Raw genomic sequence first — 19861 nt, 5'->3', positions numbered from 1 at the left:
CGGCGCACAGCAATCCCCGGGTGGAGCAGCCCGAGGGACCAGCCGGAACGACCTGTGGAGGTCCTCATGGAGATCATCGTGGTCAGCCGTCACACCGAGGTGCCGGAGCGTTTCCGTCGCCACGCCGAGGAGAAGCTGGCCAAAGTGCCACAGCTGTCTCCCTACGCCCAGCGCGTCGACGTCGAGGTGTCCCACGAGAACAACCCGCGGATGGCGGAGCGGGCCGAACGTGTGGAGCTCACCGTCCGCGCCAAGGGGCCGGTCGTGCGGGCGGAGGCGGCGGCGTCGGACCGGTACGGCGCGCTCGACCTGGCCACGGCGAAACTGATCGAGCGGTTGCGGCGCGCGCGGGACCGGCGCAAGTCCCACCACGGCCGCAGGCCCGACTCCCCACCCGTTCCGGCGCCGGACCTGGAGGCGTTGACGCAGCAGGTGCACGAGGACCCCGCCCCGCAGGAGGACCCCGACGACGGGTTCACCCCGCAGGCTCCCACTGAGCCGGGCGTGGCGGTGGAGGCCCAGCTGGGCGACTCCCCGGTGATCATCCGGCAGAAGGTCCACGAGACCGCGCCGATGACGGTGGACCAGGCGCTGGCGGAGATGGAGCTCGTCGGTCACCCGTTCTTCCTGTTCGTGGACTCCGAGACGATGCAGCCGTGCGTGGTCTACAACCGCCGCGGGTGGACCTACGGGGTGATCCGCCTGAATTACACCGCCACCGAGGCCGGCAGCGACGAACCGCCGGCGGAGGCCACTGCCTGACCTCTGCGTGAGCACGTCGAGACAGCGGCGCCGGGACCGTGTCGGTGCGGCGATCTACTGTGGCTGTCATGTCCCGCCCCCTCACCCTCGGTCAGGCGCGGCGCATCGCGGTCGCGGCCCAGCTGCTGGACCGGTCCGCGCCGCGGCCGTCGCGGCCCACGATGGCGCACCTGCAGCGCACGATCGATCGGCTCGGGGTGGTGCAGATCGACTCGGTGAACGTGCTGGCCCGTGCGCACCTGCTACCGCTGCAGGCGCGCCTGGGTGGCTACGACACGGCGCTGCTGGAGCGGGCCACGCGTGGCACGCCGGCGCGCCCGCGGCGACTGGTCGAGTACTGGGCGCACGAGGCCTCCTACATCTCGCCGCGGACCTACCAGGCGCTGCGGTGGCGGATGGACTCGCCACGGATGCAGCGCCGGGACGAGCGGCTGTGGCGCGAGCACCCTCAGACCATGGCGGCCGTGCTGGAGATCATCGGTGCCGAGGGTGCGCTCACCGCCGCCCAGGTGCACGAGCGCCTGGGCCACCACAGTGGCCGGCGTGAGCACTGGGGATGGAACTGGACCGTCGCGAAGGAGGCGCTCGAGGCCCACTTCGCCCGCGGCCGGGTGATGGCTGCCCACCGCACCGCTCAGTTCGAGCGGGCCTACGACCTTCCCGAGCGGGTGCTTCCGGCGGCGGTGCTCGCCGAGCCCGTGCCTGATCGCCCGACGGCGGTGCGCACCCTCGTCGAGACCGCTGCCCGGGCGCACGGCCTCGGGTCCGTGCGCTGCCTGGCGGACTACTTCCGCCTGCCGGTGGCCGAGACCGCCGTGGCCGCCGCCGACCTGACGGCGGAGGGGGTGCTCGAGGAGGTGGCGGTGCGGGGATGGGATCGCTCGCTGGTGCTGCACACTGCAGCCAGGGTGCCCCGGCGCACCCGCGCCCGAGCGCTACTCGCCCCCTTCGACCCGCTCGTGTTCGAGCGTCGCCGCCTGCTCGAACTGTTCGGGATGCACTACCGGATCGGGATCTACACGCCGGCCACCCAGCGCACGCACGGGTACTACGTGCTGCCCTTCCTGCTCGGGGAACAGCTGGTGGCGCGGGTGGACCTCAAGGCCGAGCGCGATCGCGGAGTGCTGCGGGTGCGGACTGCGTTCGCCGAGCCGGCCGCGCCGGCGGAGACTGCCGCGGAGCTGGTGGCGGAGCTGCGGGAGCTGGCGGCCTGGCTGGATCTGGAGCGGGTGGCGCTCGAGGACGGGGCCCGCGGCGACCTCACGGGTGCGCTCGCCCGGGAGCTGACGGCGTGAGGTGCCCGACCGCCGGTTCTGCCGGCAGCGATCGGCGGTGCCACGCCGTGGACGCTCTCGCATACCATGGAGGGTGCATCGGTGCCGCCTGGCGCTGATCGGACCGACCCGGGAGTAGTGCGTGCCTTCGATCCTCGACAAAGTCCTGCGGATGGGTGAGGGCAAGATCCTCAAGCGACTGCAGGGACTGACGGCTCAGGTCAACGCGCTGGAGGAGGCGACCGCCGACCTCACCGACGACGAGCTGCGCGCCGAGACCGACGCCTTCAAGGAGCGCATCGCCGAGGGGGAGACCCTCGACGCCCTGCTGCCGGAGGCCTTTGCGGTGGTCCGAGAGGCCGCGGTGCGCACCCTCGGCCAGCGGCACTTCGACGTCCAGATCATGGGTGGTGCCGCCCTGCACCTGGGCAACATCGCCGAGATGAAGACCGGTGAGGGCAAGACCCTCGTCGCCACCCTGCCCGCCTACCTCAACGCGCTGTCGGGCAAGGGCGTGCACATCGTCACGGTCAACGACTACCTCGCCCGCTACCAGAGTGAGCTGATGGGGCGGGTCTTCCGCTTCCTCGGCCTGACCACAGGGGTGATCCTGTCCGGGCAGAAGCCCGATGAGCGGCGCGAGATGTACGCCGCGGACATCACCTACGGCACGAACAACGAGTTCGGCTTCGACTTCCTGCGCGACAACATGGCCTGGTCCACCGCCGAGCTGGTCCAGCGCGGTCACAACATGGCCATCGTCGACGAGGTGGACTCGATCCTCATCGACGAGGCACGCACCCCGCTGATCATCTCCGGGCCCACCTCGGGGGACGTGAACAAGTGGTACGTGGAGTTCGCGCGGCTGGTGCGCACCATGAGCCTCGACGAGGACTACGAGGTCGATGAGAAGAAGCGCACCGTCGGCATCCTCGAACCCGGGATCGAGAAGGTCGAGGACTACCTCGGCATCGACAACCTCTACGAGTCCCTCAACACCCCGCTGATCGGCTTCCTCAACAACGCCGTGAAGGCGAAGGAGCTGTTCACCCGCGACAAGGATTACGTGGTGATGAAGGGCGAGCTGCTCATCGTCGACCAGCACACCGGCCGGATCCTGCCGGGCCGGCGCTACAACGAGGGCATGCACCAGGCGTTGGAGGCGAAGGAAGGGGTGACGATCAAGGCCGAGAACCAGACCCTGGCCACGATCACCTTGCAGAACTACTTCCGCCGCTACGACAAGCTCTCCGGCATGACCGGTACCGCGATGACCGAGGCGGGGGAGTTCCAGGGCACGTACACGATCGGCGTGGTGCCCATCCCGCCGAACCGCCCCATGGCCCGGCTCGACAAGTCCGACCTGGTCTACAAGACCGAGCTGGGCAAGTTCGAGGCGGTCGTGGAGGACATCGTCGAACGCCACGCCGTCGGTCAGCCGGTGCTGGTGGGGACCACCAGCGTGGAGAAGTCCGAGCTGCTCTCGACGATGCTGAAGAAGCAGCGCGTGCCGCACGAGGTGCTCAACGCCAAGCAGCACGACCGGGAGGCGCCGATCGTGGCCATGGCCGGTCGCAAGGGCGCGGTCACGGTCGCCACCAACATGGCCGGGCGTGGGACCGACATCATGCTCGGCGGCAACGCCGAGCACATCGCCATCGACGCCCTCGCCGCGCGCGGCCTCACCCCGCAGGACACGCCCGAGGAGTACGAGGAGGCCTGGCCGGCGGCGCTGGAGGAGGCTCAGGAGTCGGTCGCGGCCGAGCACGATGAGGTCTCCGAGCTCGGCGGCCTCTACGTGCTGGGCACCGAGCGGCACGAGTCCCGCCGGATCGACAATCAGCTGCGCGGCCGCTCCGGTCGTCAGGGCGACCCGGGGGAGTCCCGTTTCTACCTCTCCCTCGAGGACGACCTGATGCGGTTGTTCAACTCCGGGCTGGCCGAGAGATTCATGACCTCGACCTTCCCCGAGGATGTGCCGCTGGAGTCGAAGATGGTCAGCCGCGGCATCGAGAGCGCCCAGGGGCAGGTGGAGCGGCGCAACCAGGAGATCCGCAAGAACGTCCTCAAGTACGACGACGTCCTCTCCCGTCAGCGCGAGGCCGTCTACAGCAAGCGCCGGGAGCTGCTCGAGGGTGGCGACCTGGAGGAGCAGACGCACTCCTTCATCGAGGACGTCATCACCGGCGTGGTCACGCAGGCGACGGCGAACCCGCACCCCGAGCAGTGGGACCTGGAACAGCTCTGGACCGACCTCGGCACGGTCTACCCGGTCTCGGTGACCGCGGAGGACCTGATCGAGGAGGTCGGCACCGTCACCCGGCTGACCACCGAGCAGCTGGTCACCGAGCTCGTCTCCGACGCGAAGGTGGCCTACGCGGCCCGCGAGGAGGAGCTCGGCAGCGACATCATGCGCCAGCTGGAGCGCCGCGTGGTGCTCTCGGTGCTGGACCGCAAGTGGCGCGAGCACCTCTACGAGATGGACTACCTCAAGGAGGGCATCGGGCTGCGCGCGATGGCCCAGCGTGACCCGTTGGTCGAGTACCAGCGTGAGGGTTACCAGCTCTTCCAGGCGATGAACGAGGCCATCAAGGAGGAGGTCGTCGGCTACCTGTTCAACCTCGAGGTCAAGCGCAACGACCCCCAGGCCGAATCCGGGTCCGAGTCCGGTGAGGGCGCGGCCGAGGACGGCTCCGGGCCGCTCACCGCCACCAGTGCGGCCGCGGCCGCGTCCACCGCACGCGTGGGCTCCACCAGCAGCGCGAATGCGCCGGCTGCCTCGGGTCGCCGCGCCGGACCCAAGGCGGTCCCCTCGGGCTCGGCGTCGAGTGGGGCGCCCTCGGCCACTCTGGAGGACCCGCTCGGCCTCGGTGCGCCCGAGCGCGCGCAGGCGCTGCAGTACTCCGCGCCCAGCGAGGACGGCAGTACCGTCGTCCGTGGTGAGAGTGGCGCGGAGCGCCCGGCACCCGCGGGCGGCGGAGGCAACCGCGAAGCGCGCCGGCGGGCGGCGAAGGCGGCCAAGAAGCAGTCCTGAGGGGCGCAGGTCCCGGCGCGACGCCGATCGGGTCGGCCCACCTCAACCGATCCGTACGGCGGTCCCGCGCCAGCGTCCACGATGTTCCTCCAGCCGGACGGCCGCCCCACGCACCCGGACGCCGTCGTCGAGGACGACCGAACCCTCCCAGGCCCCCTCGCTCACCACCGCGCCGATGACGCGGCGCACCGTGATCGGCCGTGGGCTGCGTGGCCGTCCGTGCAGGTCCAGCGCCAGCGCGCTGCGCCGCTTCAGGGCGGTCCACACCGCCGGGTCCAGCCATCGCCCCAGCTGAGCGGGTGGGCGCATCCCCAGCAGCGACTCGGCGCAGGCCCGCACCAGTACCCCGGCCCACTGGTCGGGGTCGGCCCGCTCAGTGGCGCGGCCGTGAGACCACACCAGACGGGGACGGGCGGGCACAGGTGCCTCGTCCTCGCCGCCGGCCGCCTCGGCGGCAGCGTCGAAACGCAGCCTGTCCCAGCCGGACCGGCGCTGGGTGCTCGTGCCGGCGGGCGCCGGCCGCGCGGTGAGGGCCTGGGGTGCGATGCTCATCGGGTGCTCTCCTCGGACGGGGCGACCAGGTGGTCACCGGGGTGGATGAGGTCGGGGTCGGGTCCCAGCACGTCGCGGTTGGCGGCGTACCACCGCGGCCACGCCTCGGCGATGTCGGCCGTCGTGGCCCCGGGGCCGAGCGCGTCGGCCGCGATCGACCAGAGGGACTCGCCCGGGGCGACCTGGTGGCCGCCGGGCGCTCGATCGGGGGCCGCGCGGCTCGGGCCACCGGGTGCCGGGGGCGAGAGCCTGCCTTGCTGGTGGATCCCACCGGCGGGCTCCTCTGGTGCTGCCGGCTCCGCCGCGGGTTCCTCGTCATCCGGTGCGCTGACGGTGGCGCCCCAGGCGAGATCGTCGGGAACCGGGCCGGGGCTCGCGTGCGCCGGCCCCGCCAGGAGTGCAGCCGAGAGCACCGCGCCGGCGCCGGCGCCGAGCAGCCGACCCATCCCGGGCGCGCCGAGTCTGCGGATCGAGCGCTCGCCTGCCGTCCAGATCCCCCCGAGCGCGCGAACCACCAGGCAGGCGGTGCCCGCTGCGGCACTGAGCGTGTACCAGGCCGCCACGAGAGCACCCACTGCCAGCAGTCCGGCAGCAGTGGCCTGCTCGACCTCCAGCACCGGGGAGCGGCGCAGCGTCGAGGACAGGCGTAGCCACAGCAGCCACGCCGCGCCGCCGGACAGGGTCGCGGTCAGCAGTCCGGCGACACCGGCGCCGAGGAGACGCAGGTTCGGTTTCATTGGTCTCATTGCATATCAGTTCGTGTCGGTACGTGACATTACGTGAGACTAGGTGTACATGGGTGGTGGCGGGTTGTCGAGCCTTCCCGCCCGGTTGTGGACAGGTCCGTACGCTGGGCGGATGCGCTGGGACGACGTCTTCTCCGAGCTTCAGGCCGAGTTCGAGGCCGCGCTGCAGGCCGGCTCCGACGCCGAGCTCGTGGAGCTGGTGCAGGCCGAGGTGGCCGGCATCGCGTGGATCGACCGGTGCCGGGCACGGCGAGGCGAGCAGCTCACGCTGCGGCTCACGGACGGCTCGGATCGCTCCGGCGAGGTCCTGCAGGCCACCCGCAGCTGGGTGCGCCTGGCCATGGGGGAGCGCCGTTGCCTCGTGCCGGCCCACGCCGTCGTGGCTGCCTGGCCGCTCGGGTCACGCGCGCCAGAGCCCGGCCGGGTCGAAGCCCGGCTCGGCCTGGGCCACGCGCTACGGGCGCTCGCGGCCGCGGGAGCGGAGGTGATGGTGCGCAGTCTGGCCGGCGACCACCGCGGCCGGCTCGTGCGGGTCGGTGCCGATCACCTCGACCTCGCCACGGCCCGGGCGCAGCTCACGCTGACCTGGAGCGGTCTGCTCAGCGTCGAGTCGACCTGAGCCGCCGCCTCAGTCCAGGGTCGTCTCGCCCGAGCGCAGGCGCTGTGCCGTCTGCCGGTACATGCGCTCGATGTAGGCCTCGAGCTCGGCGTTCTCCACCCGCCACACGCCCTTACCGCCGATCTGGATCCCGCGCAGCTCCCCGCTGCGCACGAGGGCGCGCGCCTGCGACATCGTGATCTGCAGGATCTCGGTGACGTCGGCGAGGGAGAGGAACCGCTGGTCCATGCATCCAGTGTCCCACCAGAGTCGCCGCGGGACCCGCCCTTCGCGCGGCCTGTGGACAGCCCGTCCTGTGGACAAGTCGGGATCGGCCCACGCCGTCGGGTCGTCTTTGGCACGATGGTGCGCGTTGGCCGACTCGAGGGGGAACGATGACAACGTCCACGACGACGGGGCTGCGGCGACCGAGCTGGCGTGACCCGCGCCTGGGCCTGGGCGTGCTGCTCGTGGCGGGCTCGGTCGCGCTCGGCTCCTGGGTGGTCGGCGAGGCGAGCCGGACGGTCCAGGTCTACGCCGCGCCGGATGTGCTCACGCCAGGGGAGACGATCGACGTCGACCGGCTCGATGTGATCGAGGTCGGCCTCGCGCAGGCGCACGATCTGTACCTGACCCCGGGGGCGGCCGAGGGCGGGCTGGTCGTGGTCCGCACGGTGCAGGCCGGTGAGATCGTGCCGGTTGCCTCCGTCGGTGAGGCCGCCGATGTCGATGTGCGGGCCGTGGCCGTGCCGGTCTCGGCCGCGTTGGCGGCCACGATCGGGTCGGGCTCACGCGTGGATCTGTGGGTCAGCATGCCGGCGGCCGAGGGGGCCACGGCGGCCACCGAACCCGAACTGCTGGTCGGCGCCGTCGAGGTCGCCGACATCGCCGAGGACACCTCGCTGTTCGCAGGTCCGGGAACGATGCAGGCGCACCTGCTGGTCGACGTCGACGACCTACCGGCCGTGCTGGCGGCCACCACGGCGGAGGCACCGATCGCGGTGGTGCCGCTGCCCGGGAGTGGCGCCGCGTGAGCACCGGGGTGCTCCTGGCCCTCTCCGGCGCCGCCGAGTCGGACCTGCTGAGCCGCATCGAGGCGCGCCCGGATCTGACCGTGGTCCGCCGGTGCGCCGACCTGACCGAACTGGTGGCGGCCGCGGTGGCCGGACTCGGGACCGTGGCGGTGCTCGACGCCGATGACCCCGTCGATCGCCGGCTGGTGGCGAGGTTGCACGCGGCGGGAGCCTCCGCCGTCGTGCTGTGCGAGGAGGGCGAGCAGGACGCCTACGCCGACATGGGGGCGATGGCGGTGGCGCGCGGCACCGACCCGCTGCCTGCGGTGGAGGCGCTGGCGGCAGGGCTGGCATCGCGGCCGGTGCCGGACACCGTGCCCGACGTCCCCGACGGGCTTGCGCCCCAGGCCCACGACGGCGTCCCCTCGCCCGCGCGGGGCCCGGCGCGCCTGGTGGTGCTCACCGGCGCCGCGGGTGCCCCGGGGCGGACCACGCTCGCGGTGGCCCTGGCCGACGAGCTGGCCGCCGCCGGGGGGCAGGTCGTGCTCATCGACGCCGACCTGTGGGGCGGATCGGTGGCGCAGACCCTCGGCCTGGTGGCCGACACCGCCGGCCTCTCGGCGGCGATCCGCGCCGCCGACAAGGGGGTGCTGGACGATGCCGCCCTCAGCCGACTGCTCGTCCCGGTCTCGGACCGGCTGCGGGTTCTCACCGGGTTGGCGCGGGCCTCCCGGTGGCGCGAGGTCGGCCCGGAGAGCCTGGAGGCGGTCCTCACCCGCGCCCGCGCGGGTGCCGACTGGCTGGTGGTCGAGGCGCCGGTGCTGGTGCCCGAGGACGAGCCCGGGTTCGATCTCGGGCCCTGCCGGAACGCGGTGGCGCACACGCTCCTCGCCGAGGCCGATGAGCTCGTCGTCGTGGGCGCCGCCGAGCCGATCGGTCTGGAGCGCCTGGTGCAGACACTGCTCGACCTCGACGACGTCCCCGGCCTGCCCGCCCGGCGCACCGTGGTCAACCGGCTGCGGCTGTCGGCGGCCGGGCCGCACCCGGATCTGTCGGTGGCCGAGGCGCTGCATCGCTTCGCCGGAGTGGGGGAGCCGGTGCTGATTCCCGACGACCGGGCCCTGGCCGATCGCGCGCTGCTCACCGCGAGCACGTGGCGCAGCGCCGGACCGATGTCCCCGGCCCGGCTCGCCGTGCGCGACCTGGCGCGGCGGCTCACGGACGAGGCGGGCGAACCGGCCGCGGACGCGGGCCGTCGTCGGGCACGCCGGGAGGCCCGTGGGCTGCGACGTCGGCGCCGTACGGCAGACTGAGCGCATGCGCGTCTACCTCGGTGCCACCCTCGGCGATCTCGACAGCGACGACGGGCTCTCCGCCCGTCCGGCCCGTGCGGTCACGGCCTCCCTACAGCAGGCGCTCGGCGCCGACACCGACGAGGAGATGGCCGAGTACGCCGCCCTGGTCCTGGCCGCCGAGGACTCCCTCGGTCTGCTCGGCCCGGAGTCGGGATGGTGCCGGGTCGTGGTCGCGGCCGACGTCGCCGACGCCGAGGTGACGCCCGGCGAGCAGCTCGCGCGGGTGCACGTACCGGCCAGTGCCTGGGAGGACGTGGTCAGTTTCCACGTCGACGCCGACAACCCCTCCATGCACGCCCTGCTCGAGCGGGCGGCCGCCGGCGAGGCGGACGCGATCTCCGCCGTCGGGGAGGAAGACCTGCTCTGGTACGACGTGACCGAACGGAGCCTGCTCGTCTCCCAGCGGTGAGACTCAGTGCCGGGTGAGCTGGGTCAGTGACTCCTCGTGCAGCAGCCCGTTGGTGGCCAGCGCGTTCCCGCCGAACGGCCCGTCCTCGCCCGCCAGTGAGGTGAAGCGCCCACCGGCCTCGGTGACGATCGGCACGAGCGCGGCCATGTCGTGGAGCGCGAGCTCGGGTTCGCACGCGATGTCGACCGCGCCCTCGGCCACCAGCATGTACGACCAGAAGTCCCCGTAGGCGCGGCTGCGCCAGCAGCTGGCCTCCAGCATCAGGAACTCGTCCAGCAGGTCCAGCGCCTCCCAGCCGCTCAGGCTCGAGTAGGACAACGAGGCATCGGTGATCTCACCCACGCCCGAGACGTGCATGCGCGACGCCTTCGACAGGGAGCGGCCCGTCCAGGCGCCCGAGCCGAGCGCGGCCCACCAGCGCCGGCTCAGCGCCGGCGCGCTCACCACCCCCAGGACCGGCCGGCCCTCGTCGATCAACGAGATGAGGGTGGCCCACACCGGGACTCCGCGCACGAAGTTCTTGGTGCCGTCGATCGGATCGATCACCCACTGGCGCGCTCCGTGGCCGGTGCTGCCGAACTCCTCGCCGAGGACGGCGTCCCGCGGCCGGGCACGGGCGAGCTGGGCGCGCACGATCTCCTCGGCGGAGCGGTCGGCGTCGGTGACCGGGGTGGTGTCCGGCTTGGCCTCCACGTGCAGGTCGAGGGCCTTGAACCGCGACATCGTCTGGGCGTCCACCTGATCGGCGATCACGTGCGCCAGCCGGAGGTCGTCGTCGTACCGGGGCGCGTTGTTGATGGAGACCATGACCGCCAACGTATCGCGGGGTGGTGGGCAGGCGGCGCAGGCGCACGGGACGACGGGACCCTGCCCGCCGGCCCACCGCAGCCGGCGCAGGGCTCGCGGGATCGGCGGCGTGAGCCACGGTCGGTGGTCACACCGCTACGCTGCGATCGGTCGGAACGACAGGGGTGGTCAGTGCCGAGACGAGGGGGCGTCGTGACGGAGCCGGTGCGAGAGCAGGGTCGACGGTCGATCTTGGCGATACCGAGGATCCACTGGCTCATCACGGGTCTGATCCTCGGCGTCCTGGGGCCGGCGATCGGTGTCGCGAGCATCGTGGCCGACCTCGGCTGGGGCCTGTGGATCCTGGCGCTCGCTGCGAGCGGGCTCGCCCTCGTGTGCGCGTTGAGTGGCACCCGGATCTCCACGGTGATCGGATTCGTCGCTGCGGGCGGGCTCGTCGCCGCTGGAGTCCTCGTCGTCGGTGTCCCGCCTGCGCTCCCACCGGGCACCCACGCGCTTCCTGCCTTCATGCCACCGACCGAGGACCGCGACGACGTCACCGAGATCGGTCGCGATGACGACCTCCTGGTCATCATGGATTCCGAGCGATCAGCGGTCATCGGTTACTCGCTCGACGGTGAGCTCACGTGGTCGAGCGAGGACGGGTACGCCGGCGGTTTCCGGTACGCGGTGCACGCGGGCGACTCGGTCCTCACCTACCCCGCGGGGGGAGGAGGGGGCGGACCGGTGGTCTCCCTCTCGACGGCGACGGGCCAGACGCAGTGGTCGGTCGAGCTCGGCGAAGCGATCCCCGTGGCCGCCAACGAGGACGTCATCGTGCTCGCCGATCGCGAGCGCGTACGTGCCGTGGACCGGGACTCCGGGGACCAGCGATGGGAGATGGCCGGCGATATCGCCGCGAGCACGGAGGGCTCGGGCCACCACGATGCGTTCCGCTGGACCGCACACGCGGACTGGATCGTGGTCGGGGATCGCGAGAGGAACCAGTACCAAGTCCTCGACGCACGCACGGGTGTCCCTGCGGCGGACCTGAACCCCGAGGAGTTCTCGGTCTTCGACTGGGCGATCGCCGGCGACACCCTCATCACCTTCGCCTTCGACGACCAGCAGCGCGTCGCGGTCGGGACTGCGTTGCGAGGGGGCGAGGGGTGGCAGACGGAGGTCGACAACTTCACCACGAGCGTCTTCTACGAGCCGGTCGGCACCGATCTGAGGATCGCGACCTCGACGCGTGTGCAGTGGCTAGACAGCGCCAGCGGGGAACTGACCACCGTGGAACCACCGGCCGGGTGGACGATCCCCCGGCACGCGCATGTGAACGTCGACGGCACGCGCACGCTGCTCGTGGTCGATCGCGGTTCCGACGGCGGCGTGCTCGGGTATGGCCTCCTCGACTCCAGGACCGGCGAGCTGAGAGAAGTGGACGGCCCGTATGGCGAGGATCCGAGGGTGAGCGGGGTCACGCCGTCGGGCACGCTGGTCTCCTTGCCGTACCGGGATGCGGTCGGTGAGCAGCACGAGCGGTTGGTCCTGGTGTCCGATCCCAGCTGACGTCGCTCCGCCCATCGGTCCGAGGCCGAGCGTGGCGCACGTTTTCGTGACGGGAAACGTTCATATCTCGGTGTTGCATCGGTGTGCGCGCTACCACCCGCTCGATGCGTGAACAACCCTGCGGAGGCGTTAAGTTAGGGGTTGTGGCAACGCGATCAATGACCCCTCGGACCCCGGTGTGGCGGTCGACCGTCGTCCTGAAGGTCGTGATGGCCCTCAGCGGTCTCGTGATGGTGGGCTTCCTCGTCGCCCACATGTACGGGAACCTGAAGGTCTTCTCGGGCCAGGAGGCGTTCGACGACTACTCCCACCACCTGCGAGAGCTGGGTGAACCCCTGCTGCCCTACGGCGGCGCCCTGTGGATCATCCGGATCGCGCTGCTGGCCGCCGTCGGGGCCCACATCTTCGCGGCCGTGACGCTGTGGCGGCGCGCCCGCGCGGCCACCGGCGGCAAGGGCAGCCTGCGGTACGTGAGCTCCCGCTCGCGGCGTGGCAGCCAGCGGGGCTACGCCTCGTTCACGATGCGCTGGGGCGGGCTGACGATCGCGCTGTTCGTGATCTACCACCTGATGCACTTCACCTGGAACACGATCTCCCCGGGCGGGGCCTCGGACAGCCCCTACGAGCGGCTGGTCAACGGCTTCGAGATCTGGTGGGTGGTGCTCACCTACACCATCGCGCTGCTGGCCGTGGGCTTCCACCTCTGGCACGGCACCTGGGCGGCCCTGGCCAGCCTCGGCGCCAACACCAGCCAGCGGCGCCGGCGGCACCTGAACGTCCTGGCGACGATCGTCGCCCTCGTCATCACGGTCGGGTTCCTGATCCCGCCGTACGCGGTTCTCTTCGGATTGGTCGGCTAAGTGAGCGTCACCTCGAGCACCTACTACACCGACGGCGACCCGATCGCCGACACCAAGGCGCCGCAGGTGCCTGTGAGCCAGCAGTGGGACGAACGCCGCTTCGCTGCCAAGCTGGTCAACCCCGCGAACCGGCGCAAGCGCTCAGTCATCATCGTCGGCACCGGGCTGGCGGGCGGTGCTGCCGCCGCCACCCTCGGCGAGGCCGGCTTCCAGGTGAAGAGCTTCTGCTACCAGGACTCCCCGCGCCGCGCCCACTCGATCGCCGCCCAGGGCGGGATCAACGCCGCGAAGAACTACCGCAACGACGGCGACAGCATCCGCCGACTGTTCTACGACACCGTCAAGGGTGGCGACTACCGCTCGCGCGAGTCGAACGTCTACCGGCTGGCGCAGACCAGTGTGGAGATCATCGACCAGTGCGTCGCGCAGGGTGTGCCGTTCGCACGCGAGTACGGCGGGCTGCTCGACAACCGCTCCTTCGGTGGCGTGCAGGTCTCGCGGACGTTCTACGCACGTGGCCAGACGGGCCAGCAGCTGCTCATCGGTGCCTACCAGGCACAGGAGCGGCAGATCGCGCTCGGCAACGTCGAGATGTATGCCCGGCACGAGATGCTCGATGTGATCGTCATCGACGGTCGCGCCCGGGGGATCGTGGCGCGTGACATGGTCAGCGGCGAGATCGAGACCCACATGGCCGACGCCGTCGTGCTCGGCTCCGGCGGATACGGGAACGTGTTCTTCCTGTCCACCAACGCCATGGGCTGCAACGTCACCGCTTCCTGGCGTGCGCACCGCAAGGGCGCCTACTTCGCCAACCCCTGCTACACCCAGATCCACCCGACCTGCATCCCCGTCTCCGGTGATCACCAGTCCAAGCTGACGCTGATGAGCGAGTCGCTGCGCAACGACGGTCGCATCTGGGTGCCCAAGAGCGGGGACGACAAGCGCGACCCCCGGCAGATTCCCGAGGAGGACCGGGACTACTACCTCGAGCGTCGCTACCCCGCGTTCGGGAACCTGGTGCCCCGCGACGTCGCCTCCCGCGCAGCCAAGGCGGTGTGCGACGAAGGCCGTGGCGTGGGGCCGGGCGGTCTCGGCGTCTACCTGGACTTCGCCGACGCGATCGGGCGGATGGGTCTGAAGACCGTCGAGGCCAAGTACGGCAACCTCTTCGACATGTACGCCCAGATCACCGGCGAGAACCCGTACGAGACCCCGATGCGGATCTACCCCGCAGTGCACTACACCATGGGTGGGCTCTGGGTGGACTACGACCTGCAGAGCTCGATCCCGGGGCTGTTCGTGATCGGGGAGGCCAACTTCTCCGACCACGGCGCCAACCGGCTCGGCGCCAGCGCCCTGATGCAGGGCCTCGCCGACGGCTACTTCGTGCTCCCGCCGATGATCAGCAACTACCTGGCCGACGCGCCCACCGGCGGCGTGGACGCCGACCACCCCGAGGCCGTGGCCACGGCGCAGGCCGTGCAGGCGCGGATCGAGAAGTTCCTCTCCATCAACGGCTCCCGCACCGTCGACTCCTTCCACCGCGAGCTCGGCCACATCATGTGGGAGTACTGCGGGATGGAGCGGACCGCGGAAGGGCTGACCAAGGCGATCGGGCTCATCCGGGAGCTGCGCGAGCAGTTCTGGACCGACGTCAAGGTCACCGGTGTGAACGAGGAGCTCAACCAGACGCTCGAGCGGGCCGGCCGGGTGGCCGACTTCATCGAGCTCGGCGAGCTCATGTGCATCGACGCGTTGCACCGCGAGGAGTCCTGCGGTGGGCACTTCCGCGCCGAGCACCAGACCGAGGACGGCGAGGCGCTGCGCGACGACGAGAACTTCGCCTACGTGGCGGCGTGGGAGTTCGGCGGCGACGGCGGCGGGCCCGTCCTGCACAAGGAGGACCTGGTCTACCAGGACATCGAGATGAAGCAGCGGAGCTACAAGTGAACATCACCCTTCGCATCTGGCGGCAGCAGAACTCCGACGTGCCCGGCGCGATGCAGACCTACCAGGTGGCCGACGTCTCGCCGGATATGTCGTTCCTGGAGATGCTCGACGTGCTCAACGAGCAGCTCACGATGGCCGGGGACGACCCGATCGCCTTCGACAGCGACTGCCGTGAGGGCATCTGCGGAGCGTGCGGGCTCGTCATCAACGGACTTGCGCACGGGCCGAACAGCCTGGTGACGACCTGCCAGCTGCACATGCGCAGCTTCTCCGACGGCGACGTCATCGACATCGAGCCGTGGCGGGCCGAGCCGTTCACCGTCATCAAGGACCTGGTGGTGGACCGGTCCTCGTTCGATCGGATCATCCAGGCCGGCGGCTACATCAGCGCCCCGACGGGCACCGCGCCGGACGCGCACGCCGTGCCGATCCCCAAGGCCGACGCGGACGCCGCCTTCGACGCGGCCACCTGCATCGGCTGCGGTGCGTGCGTGGCGGCCTGCCCGAACGGGTCGGCGTCGTTGTTCGTCGCGGCCAAGGTGGCGCACCTGGGTCTGCTCCCGCAGGGCCAGCCCGAGCGCGACTCCCGCGCCCTGGACATGGTCGCCCAGCACGACCACGAGGGCTTCGGTGGCTGCACCCAGATCGGTGAATGCACCGCCGCCTGCCCCAAGGGCATCCAGATCGACCTGATCTCCCGGATGCAGCGCGACGTGCTCGGGGCGCTGGCCCACCGTCGCTGAACCGGCCGGTCCCCGGCCCGGCTCCCCGGGCCGAATGTGTGACCCATTCTCGGGTTGCACCCTGAGTTTCGGGCCCGCGGAGCGGTGATCAGCGCTCACGGTAGGAGTCGTCGGTATCGACGCGGCAACCGAGAGCGTGTCCCAGCCGCGTGAGGAACTGGTGACGACGTGCGCTGTTGTAGTAGTCGGCCGCGACGATCTCGATGTAGGTCCAGCCGTTGGCCTCAGCAGCGGCCCGTCGGGTGATGTCGGCGGGGCCGCGGTCGGGGGTGAAGTGGTCCTTGCCCTGGTACTCGACGACGACCCGCCTATCCTGCCAGACCAGGTCGCCTTCACCGATCCAGCCTCCGATGACGTCGTCGAGTGCCACGTTGAGTTCGGGGTCCGGTAGCCGTGCCCATGCGACCGCCAGGCGGACGCGTGACTCCATGTGCGAGCGTGAGCCGACTCTGACCCATCGTGCCGCTCGCCGTACCCGGCCGATCTCACGGGCCCGCCGACGACTGACCCGCTCCAGGAGCGGATCCAGCGATCCCAGGCGATTGGCGATGGAATCGCCGAGGACCACGAGATCGATGATGGACATTCTGCTGGCCAGGTCGCACCACGTATCGACCAGGCCCGTGACGCGGACGCCTGCGACGACAACCACCTCACGCAACTCCAGTCCCTTCTGATGTGCGCACCCCCGGCGGCGGACTCGCGCTCGGTCGGTCTCCCGCATCACCTCGAGATCGTCGGTCAGCTCGGGTCTGACGGGTAGGCGCAGCTGGTGGATCTCGGCTGCCGTCACGCCGGAGAAGGCGGCGTCGTCAGGGAGGGCGTGTGCCGTGGCTCGAGCGAGTTCGACGACGCTCGCCGGCTCTCTCACGGTGCGCACGCCGTGCGTCGGGCGGTAGAGGCCGGAGTCGTAGAGCCGGCTCTGCCCGACCCCGCGCCTGCGGGCCTCGCGGACAAGGAACGGGCGGGCCGCCAGGTCGGGCGGTAGGGGAGCACGCTGCATCGGACCAGGGTCCACGGGATTGCCGACCGGTGTGCTCGCTATCCACAGCCGCCGTTCCATGGGTCCGAAAGTCAGGGTGCAACCCGAGAAGGGGTCAAATATTCGGCCCCTGGGTGGCCGGCGCTCAGGCGTCCGCGGCCTGCCGGCTCGTCAGCAGGCGCCGGAAGGAGTCCAGCCGCGCGCGGTCGGCCTCGGTACCGGCCTCGGCCCACGGGTCCAGGGCGCAGTCGGGCGCGGAGGCCATGTGTGTGCAGCCGCGGGGGCACTCAGCCGCCACCTGGGCCAGGTCCTCGAAGGCGGCCACGAAACGCGCCGGGTCCACGTGGGCCAGCCCGAAGGAGCGCACGCCGGGGGTGTCGATGATCCATCCGCCCGCGGGCAGTGGCAGCGCCACCGCGGAGGAGCTGGTGTGCCGGCCCCGGCCGGTCACCTCGTTCACACCGCCGGTCGCGCGGTGGGCGTCCGGGACGAGGGCATTCACGAGCGTGGACTTCCCGACGCCGGAGTGACCGACCAGCACCGAGACCCGCCCGTCGAGGTGCTCACCGACCGCCTCCACCCAGTCCGTGCTGCCCCGGGCATGGCGGGTGGCCACGGCGCGGACGTCCAGGGCCGCATAGCGCTCCGCGAACCCGGCAGCATCGGCCGCGCTCACCAGGTCGGCCTTGGTCAGCACCAGCAACGTGTCCATCCCCGCATCGAAGGCGGCCACCAGGAAACGGTCCACCATCCGGGGGCGGGGTTCGGGATCGGCGAGGGCCGTCACGATCACCAGCTGGTCGGCGTTGGCGACGATGCCGCGCTCGGTGGGATCGGTGTCATCGGCGCTGCGACGCAGCAGCGTACGCCGCTGCTGCACCCGCACCACGCGCGCGAGCGAGCCCTCCGCGCCGGAGACGTCGCCCACCACGTCCACCCGGTCCCCGACCACCACGGCGCCACGCCGCAGCTCCCGCGCCTTGATCGCGACCACCGGTGTGCCGGCGTCGGTGAGCACCTGGTACCGGCCGCGATCGACCGCGGTCACCAGCGCGGGCACGGCGTCGGCGTGCTCAGGGCGCTGCTTGCTCCGTGGGCGCGACCCCTTGCGGTTCGGCCGCACGCGGACGTCGGCCTCGCTCCAGGAGTGCCGGCTCTGACTCATCGCCGGCCGAGCATCGCGTGCCACATCGTCGGGAAGTCGGGCAACGTCTTGGCCGTGGTGCCCACGTCCTCCACCTGCACCCCGTCGACGGCGAGCCCGACGATCGCGGCGAAGGTCGCCATCCGATGGTCGTGATAGGTCGCCACGTCGGCCCCGTGCAGGCCGCCGCCGCGGATCAGCAGCCCGTCGGCCAGTTCCTCGGCGTGGCCGCCGAGCCGGGTGATCTCGGTGACCAGCGCCGCCAGCCGGTCCGTCTCGTGACCTCGCAGGTGCGCGATCCCCGTCAACCGGGACTCACCAGGTGCCAGGGCCAGCAGGGCGGCGATCGTCGGCGCGAGCTCCCCGGCCGCGGTCAGGTCCAGGTCCGCCGCCTGCACCTGGCCCGATCCGGTGACCGTCAGCACGCCCCCCTCGAGTGTGACCGAGCCACCCAGGGTGGTGAGGATCTCCGGAAGCAACGCACCCGGCTGCGTGGTCGAGGCCGGCCAGTGCGGCACACTCACCCGGCCTCCCGCCGCCAGTGCCGCGGCCAGGAACGGCCCCGCGTTCGACAGATCCGGCTCGATCACCACCTCGCCGCCGGCGATCTCCCCGGGCTCGACGCGCCACTTCCCGGGTGCGATGTCGTCGACCTCGACGCCCCGCTCGCGCAGCACGGCGATCGTCATGTCGATGTGCGGCTGGCTGGGCAGCACCTCGCCCACGTGGTGCAGCGTCAGGCCGTGTTCGAACCGGGGGGCGGCCAGCAGCAACCCCGAGACGAACTGGGAGGAGGTGGACGCATCCACCTCGATCTCGCCACCGCGCACCAGGCCGGTGCCGTGCACCACCACCGGAAGGAACTGGGGGACGTCGCCGGCCGCGGGCGAGCTCCCAGGATCGAGCGGGCCGCCGGCACGCGGCGCCTCGCCCGGCGCGGTCACCGCCACCCCGAGCGCCGCGAGCGCCCGCAGCACCGGCCCCATGGGCCGCACCCGGGCTCCCGGGTCGCCGTCGAGCAGCACCGGCCCGTCGGCGAGCGCCGCGAGCGGCGGGACGAACCGCATCACGGTGCCCGCCAGCCCGCAGTCGATCGGCGTGCCCCCGCGCAGGGGCGCCGGAACCACGCGCACGGATGCTCCGCCGTCGGAGCTCTCCACCTGGGCGCCCAGCGCGCGCAGTGCGCCGATCATCAGCTCGGCGTCGCGCGAGCGCAGAGCACCACGGATGGTGGTGGGAGCGTTGGCCAGCGCTGCCAGCGGCAGGGCGCGGTTGGTCAGCGACTTCGAGCCGGGGACCGTCACGCTCGCCTCGAGCGGTCCGGTCGCGAGCGGAGCGGGCCACAGGCCGGGAGAGTTCACCACGGCTCCAGCCTACTGGCGCACCTGGGCCGCAGGCAGCCGGGGGAGGGGTGCGGGCGCCGTCGGTAGAGTACGGGCGGCGAAAGGACGGTGCGTGGCCAAGCTCTACTTCCGGTACGGGGCGATGAACTCCGGCAAGTCCACGGGACTGCTGCAGGCGGCCTTCAACTACGAGGAGCGGGGGCAGCGGGTGCTGCTCGCCAAACCCGCGCTCGACACCAAGGGTGACGCCGACATCGTCTCCCGCCTCGGCGTCACCCGGCAGGTCGACGTGCTGATCAGGCCGGCCGACGACGTGCGCGAACTGTTCGCCACGCATGCCGCGGGACAGGACCCGGGCTCGCTGCAGGCGGTCGACATGCCCCCGGTCGCCTGTCTGCTCGTGGACGAGGCCCAGTTCCTGACCGGGGCACAGGTCGAGGACCTGTTCCGGATCGCCGTCACGGACGGGGTGCCGGTGCTCGCCTACGGGATCCGCACTGACTTCCGCACCCGCGCCTTCGCGGGCTCGGCACGGCTGCTGGAGCTGGCGCACACGCTCGAGGAGCTCAAGACGATCTGCCGCTGCGGGCGCAAGGCGGTGCTGACCACCCGGACGGTGGACGGGCAGGTGGTCCTCGACGGCGACCAGGTCGCTATCGACGGCCGGCAGGTGGCCTACGAGGCACGGTGCGGGCTCTGCTACCTGGAGGTCACCGGGGACCGGATCGGCTGACG

19 protein-coding genes are annotated in these 19861 nt (G+C 71.6%); 12 read left to right on the top strand and 7 right to left on the bottom strand.

Annotation, left to right across the window (positions count from 1 at the left end):
• Positions 1–66: 66 nt before the first annotated feature.
• From hpf to secA, 3 genes are all read left to right on the top strand, one after another.
• Entirely contained in the window at positions 67–762 is a 696-nt protein-coding gene (gene hpf, locus LQF12_RS11735) for a ribosome hibernation-promoting factor, HPF/YfiA family (protein WP_231053117.1), read from the top strand.
• Positions 763–830: 68 nt separating this feature from the next.
• A complete protein-coding gene (locus LQF12_RS11730; protein ID WP_231053116.1) occupies positions 831–2057 on the top strand; it encodes a winged helix-turn-helix domain-containing protein in 1227 nt (408 codons plus the stop codon).
• A 121-nt stretch (positions 2058–2178) separates the two neighbouring features.
• On the top strand, positions 2179–5070 hold the full coding sequence (secA, locus tag LQF12_RS11725) for a preprotein translocase subunit SecA (RefSeq protein WP_231053115.1): 2892 nt from the start codon (positions 2179–2181) through the stop codon (positions 5068–5070).
• A gap of 42 nt (positions 5071–5112) precedes the next feature.
• Here the strand turns inward: secA and LQF12_RS11720 are convergent, their stop codons facing one another.
• Together LQF12_RS11720 and LQF12_RS11715 are read right to left on the bottom strand one after the other, a co-directional pair.
• Positions 5113–5622: an Rv3235 family protein gene (locus tag LQF12_RS11720; RefSeq protein ID WP_231053114.1), complete on the bottom strand. Its 510-nt coding sequence runs from the start codon at positions 5620–5622 to the stop codon at positions 5113–5115.
• Positions 5619–6359 carry a LysM peptidoglycan-binding domain-containing protein gene (locus tag LQF12_RS11715; RefSeq protein ID WP_231053113.1) on the bottom strand — a complete coding sequence of 247 codons (741 nt, stop codon included), beginning with the start codon at positions 6357–6359 and terminating at the stop codon, positions 5619–5621. The genes LQF12_RS11720 and LQF12_RS11715 overlap by 4 nt, the downstream gene beginning before the upstream one ends.
• Before the next feature lie 121 nt (positions 6360–6480).
• On the opposite strand from LQF12_RS11715, the gene LQF12_RS11710 reads away from it, so the two are divergent.
• Positions 6481–6987 (top strand): hypothetical protein, encoded by a 507-nt coding sequence (locus tag LQF12_RS11710; RefSeq protein WP_231053112.1) that lies wholly within the window; start codon positions 6481–6483, stop codon positions 6985–6987.
• Between the two features lie 9 nt (positions 6988–6996).
• Here LQF12_RS11710 and LQF12_RS11705 read toward each other — a convergent pair whose 3' ends face one another.
• Entirely contained in the window at positions 6997–7215 is a 219-nt protein-coding gene (locus tag LQF12_RS11705; protein WP_231053111.1) for a helix-turn-helix domain-containing protein, read from the bottom strand.
• A 146-nt stretch (positions 7216–7361) separates the two neighbouring features.
• On the opposite strand from LQF12_RS11705, the gene LQF12_RS11700 reads away from it, so the two are divergent.
• The 3 genes from LQF12_RS11700 to LQF12_RS11690 are packed head-to-tail and all read left to right on the top strand — an operon-like array spanning position 7362 to position 9743.
• Positions 7362–8000 (top strand): CpaB family protein, encoded by a 639-nt coding sequence (locus LQF12_RS11700; protein WP_231053110.1) that lies wholly within the window; start codon positions 7362–7364, stop codon positions 7998–8000.
• Positions 7997–9292: a CpaE/TadZ family protein gene (locus tag LQF12_RS11695; RefSeq protein WP_231053109.1), complete on the top strand. Its 1296-nt coding sequence runs from the start codon at positions 7997–7999 to the stop codon at positions 9290–9292. The genes LQF12_RS11700 and LQF12_RS11695 overlap by 4 nt, the downstream gene beginning before the upstream one ends.
• A gap of 4 nt (positions 9293–9296) precedes the next feature.
• Positions 9297–9743 (top strand): DUF6912 family protein, encoded by a 447-nt coding sequence (locus tag LQF12_RS11690; protein WP_231053108.1) that lies wholly within the window; start codon positions 9297–9299, stop codon positions 9741–9743.
• 3 nt (positions 9744–9746) lie between these two features.
• Here the strand turns inward: LQF12_RS11690 and hisN are convergent, their stop codons facing one another.
• Positions 9747–10550: a histidinol-phosphatase gene (gene hisN / locus LQF12_RS11685; RefSeq protein ID WP_231053107.1), complete on the bottom strand. Its 804-nt coding sequence runs from the start codon at positions 10548–10550 to the stop codon at positions 9747–9749.
• Positions 10551–10781: 231 nt separating this feature from the next.
• Here hisN and LQF12_RS11680 point away from each other — a divergent pair, with 231 nt between their 5' ends.
• The 4 genes from LQF12_RS11680 to LQF12_RS11665 all read left to right on the top strand — a co-directional run bounded on the left by LQF12_RS11680 (position 10782) and on the right by LQF12_RS11665 (position 15657).
• Complete coding sequence (locus LQF12_RS11680) at positions 10782–12101, top strand: outer membrane protein assembly factor BamB family protein (RefSeq protein WP_231053106.1); 1320 nt, start codon at positions 10782–10784, stop codon at positions 12099–12101.
• Between the two features lie 158 nt (positions 12102–12259).
• A complete protein-coding gene (locus tag LQF12_RS11675) occupies positions 12260–12961 on the top strand; it encodes a succinate dehydrogenase cytochrome b subunit (RefSeq protein WP_231053105.1) in 702 nt (233 codons plus the stop codon).
• Entirely contained in the window at positions 12962–14914 is a 1953-nt protein-coding gene (locus LQF12_RS11670) for a fumarate reductase/succinate dehydrogenase flavoprotein subunit (protein ID WP_231053104.1), read from the top strand.
• Positions 14911–15657 carry a succinate dehydrogenase/fumarate reductase iron-sulfur subunit gene (locus LQF12_RS11665; RefSeq protein ID WP_231053103.1) on the top strand — a complete coding sequence of 249 codons (747 nt, stop codon included), beginning with the start codon at positions 14911–14913 and terminating at the stop codon, positions 15655–15657. Before LQF12_RS11670 ends, LQF12_RS11665 begins: the two co-directional genes overlap by 4 nt.
• Before the next feature lie 88 nt (positions 15658–15745).
• Here the strand turns inward: LQF12_RS11665 and LQF12_RS11660 are convergent, their stop codons facing one another.
• The 3 genes from LQF12_RS11660 to LQF12_RS11650 form a co-directional block, all read right to left on the bottom strand.
• Positions 15746–16660 (bottom strand): putative endonuclease domain-containing protein, encoded by a 915-nt coding sequence (locus LQF12_RS11660; RefSeq protein WP_231053102.1) that lies wholly within the window; start codon positions 16658–16660, stop codon positions 15746–15748.
• Positions 16661–16784: 124 nt separating this feature from the next.
• A complete protein-coding gene (rsgA, locus tag LQF12_RS11655; RefSeq protein WP_231053101.1) occupies positions 16785–17804 on the bottom strand; it encodes a ribosome small subunit-dependent GTPase A in 1020 nt (339 codons plus the stop codon).
• Positions 17801–19147 carry a 3-phosphoshikimate 1-carboxyvinyltransferase gene (locus LQF12_RS11650; RefSeq protein WP_231053100.1) on the bottom strand — a complete coding sequence of 449 codons (1347 nt, stop codon included), beginning with the start codon at positions 19145–19147 and terminating at the stop codon, positions 17801–17803. The genes rsgA and LQF12_RS11650 overlap by 4 nt, the downstream gene beginning before the upstream one ends.
• A 91-nt stretch (positions 19148–19238) precedes the next feature.
• Here LQF12_RS11650 and LQF12_RS11645 point away from each other — a divergent pair, with 91 nt between their 5' ends.
• The gene (locus tag LQF12_RS11645) at positions 19239–19859 is read left to right on the top strand and encodes a thymidine kinase (protein WP_231053099.1); all 621 of its coding nucleotides are present in this window, start codon (positions 19239–19241) and stop codon (positions 19857–19859) included.
• Positions 19860–19861: the final 2 nt, after the last annotated feature.

It is taken from the genome of Ruania suaedae (assembly GCF_021049265.1).
GTDB lineage: Bacteria > Actinomycetota > Actinomycetes > Actinomycetales > Beutenbergiaceae > Ruania > Ruania suaedae.
Note: the sequence above shows the minus strand (reverse complement) of the source record. Positions and strands in the feature narration are given on the sequence as shown.

What these genes read in the sequence shown, in the direction of transcription:
- hpf (WP_231053117.1), top strand. Translation starts at nt 67, where the DNA reads ATGGAGATCATCGTGGTCAGCCGTCACACCGAGGTGCCGGAGCGTTTC.
- LQF12_RS11730 (WP_231053116.1), top strand. Translation starts at nt 831, where the DNA reads ATGTCCCGCCCCCTCACCCTCGGTCAGGCGCGGCGCATCGCGGTCGCG.
- LQF12_RS11720 (WP_231053114.1), bottom strand. Translation starts at nt 5,622, where the DNA reads ATGAGCATCGCACCCCAGGCCCTCACCGCGCGGCCGGCGCCCGCCGGC.
- LQF12_RS11715 (WP_231053113.1), bottom strand. Translation starts at nt 6,359, where the DNA reads ATGAAACCGAACCTGCGTCTCCTCGGCGCCGGTGTCGCCGGACTGCTG.
- LQF12_RS11710 (WP_231053112.1), top strand. Translation starts at nt 6,481, where the DNA reads ATGCGCTGGGACGACGTCTTCTCCGAGCTTCAGGCCGAGTTCGAGGCC.
- LQF12_RS11705 (WP_231053111.1), bottom strand. Translation starts at nt 7,215, where the DNA reads ATGGACCAGCGGTTCCTCTCCCTCGCCGACGTCACCGAGATCCTGCAG.
- LQF12_RS11700 (WP_231053110.1), top strand. Translation starts at nt 7,362, where the DNA reads ATGACAACGTCCACGACGACGGGGCTGCGGCGACCGAGCTGGCGTGAC.
- LQF12_RS11690 (WP_231053108.1), top strand. Translation starts at nt 9,297, where the DNA reads ATGCGCGTCTACCTCGGTGCCACCCTCGGCGATCTCGACAGCGACGAC.
- hisN (WP_231053107.1), bottom strand. Translation starts at nt 10,550, where the DNA reads ATGGTCTCCATCAACAACGCGCCCCGGTACGACGACGACCTCCGGCTG.
- LQF12_RS11675 (WP_231053105.1), top strand. Translation starts at nt 12,260, where the DNA reads ATGACCCCTCGGACCCCGGTGTGGCGGTCGACCGTCGTCCTGAAGGTC.
- LQF12_RS11660 (WP_231053102.1), bottom strand. Translation starts at nt 16,660, where the DNA reads ATGCAGCGTGCTCCCCTACCGCCCGACCTGGCGGCCCGCCCGTTCCTT.
- rsgA (WP_231053101.1), bottom strand. Translation starts at nt 17,804, where the DNA reads ATGAGTCAGAGCCGGCACTCCTGGAGCGAGGCCGACGTCCGCGTGCGG.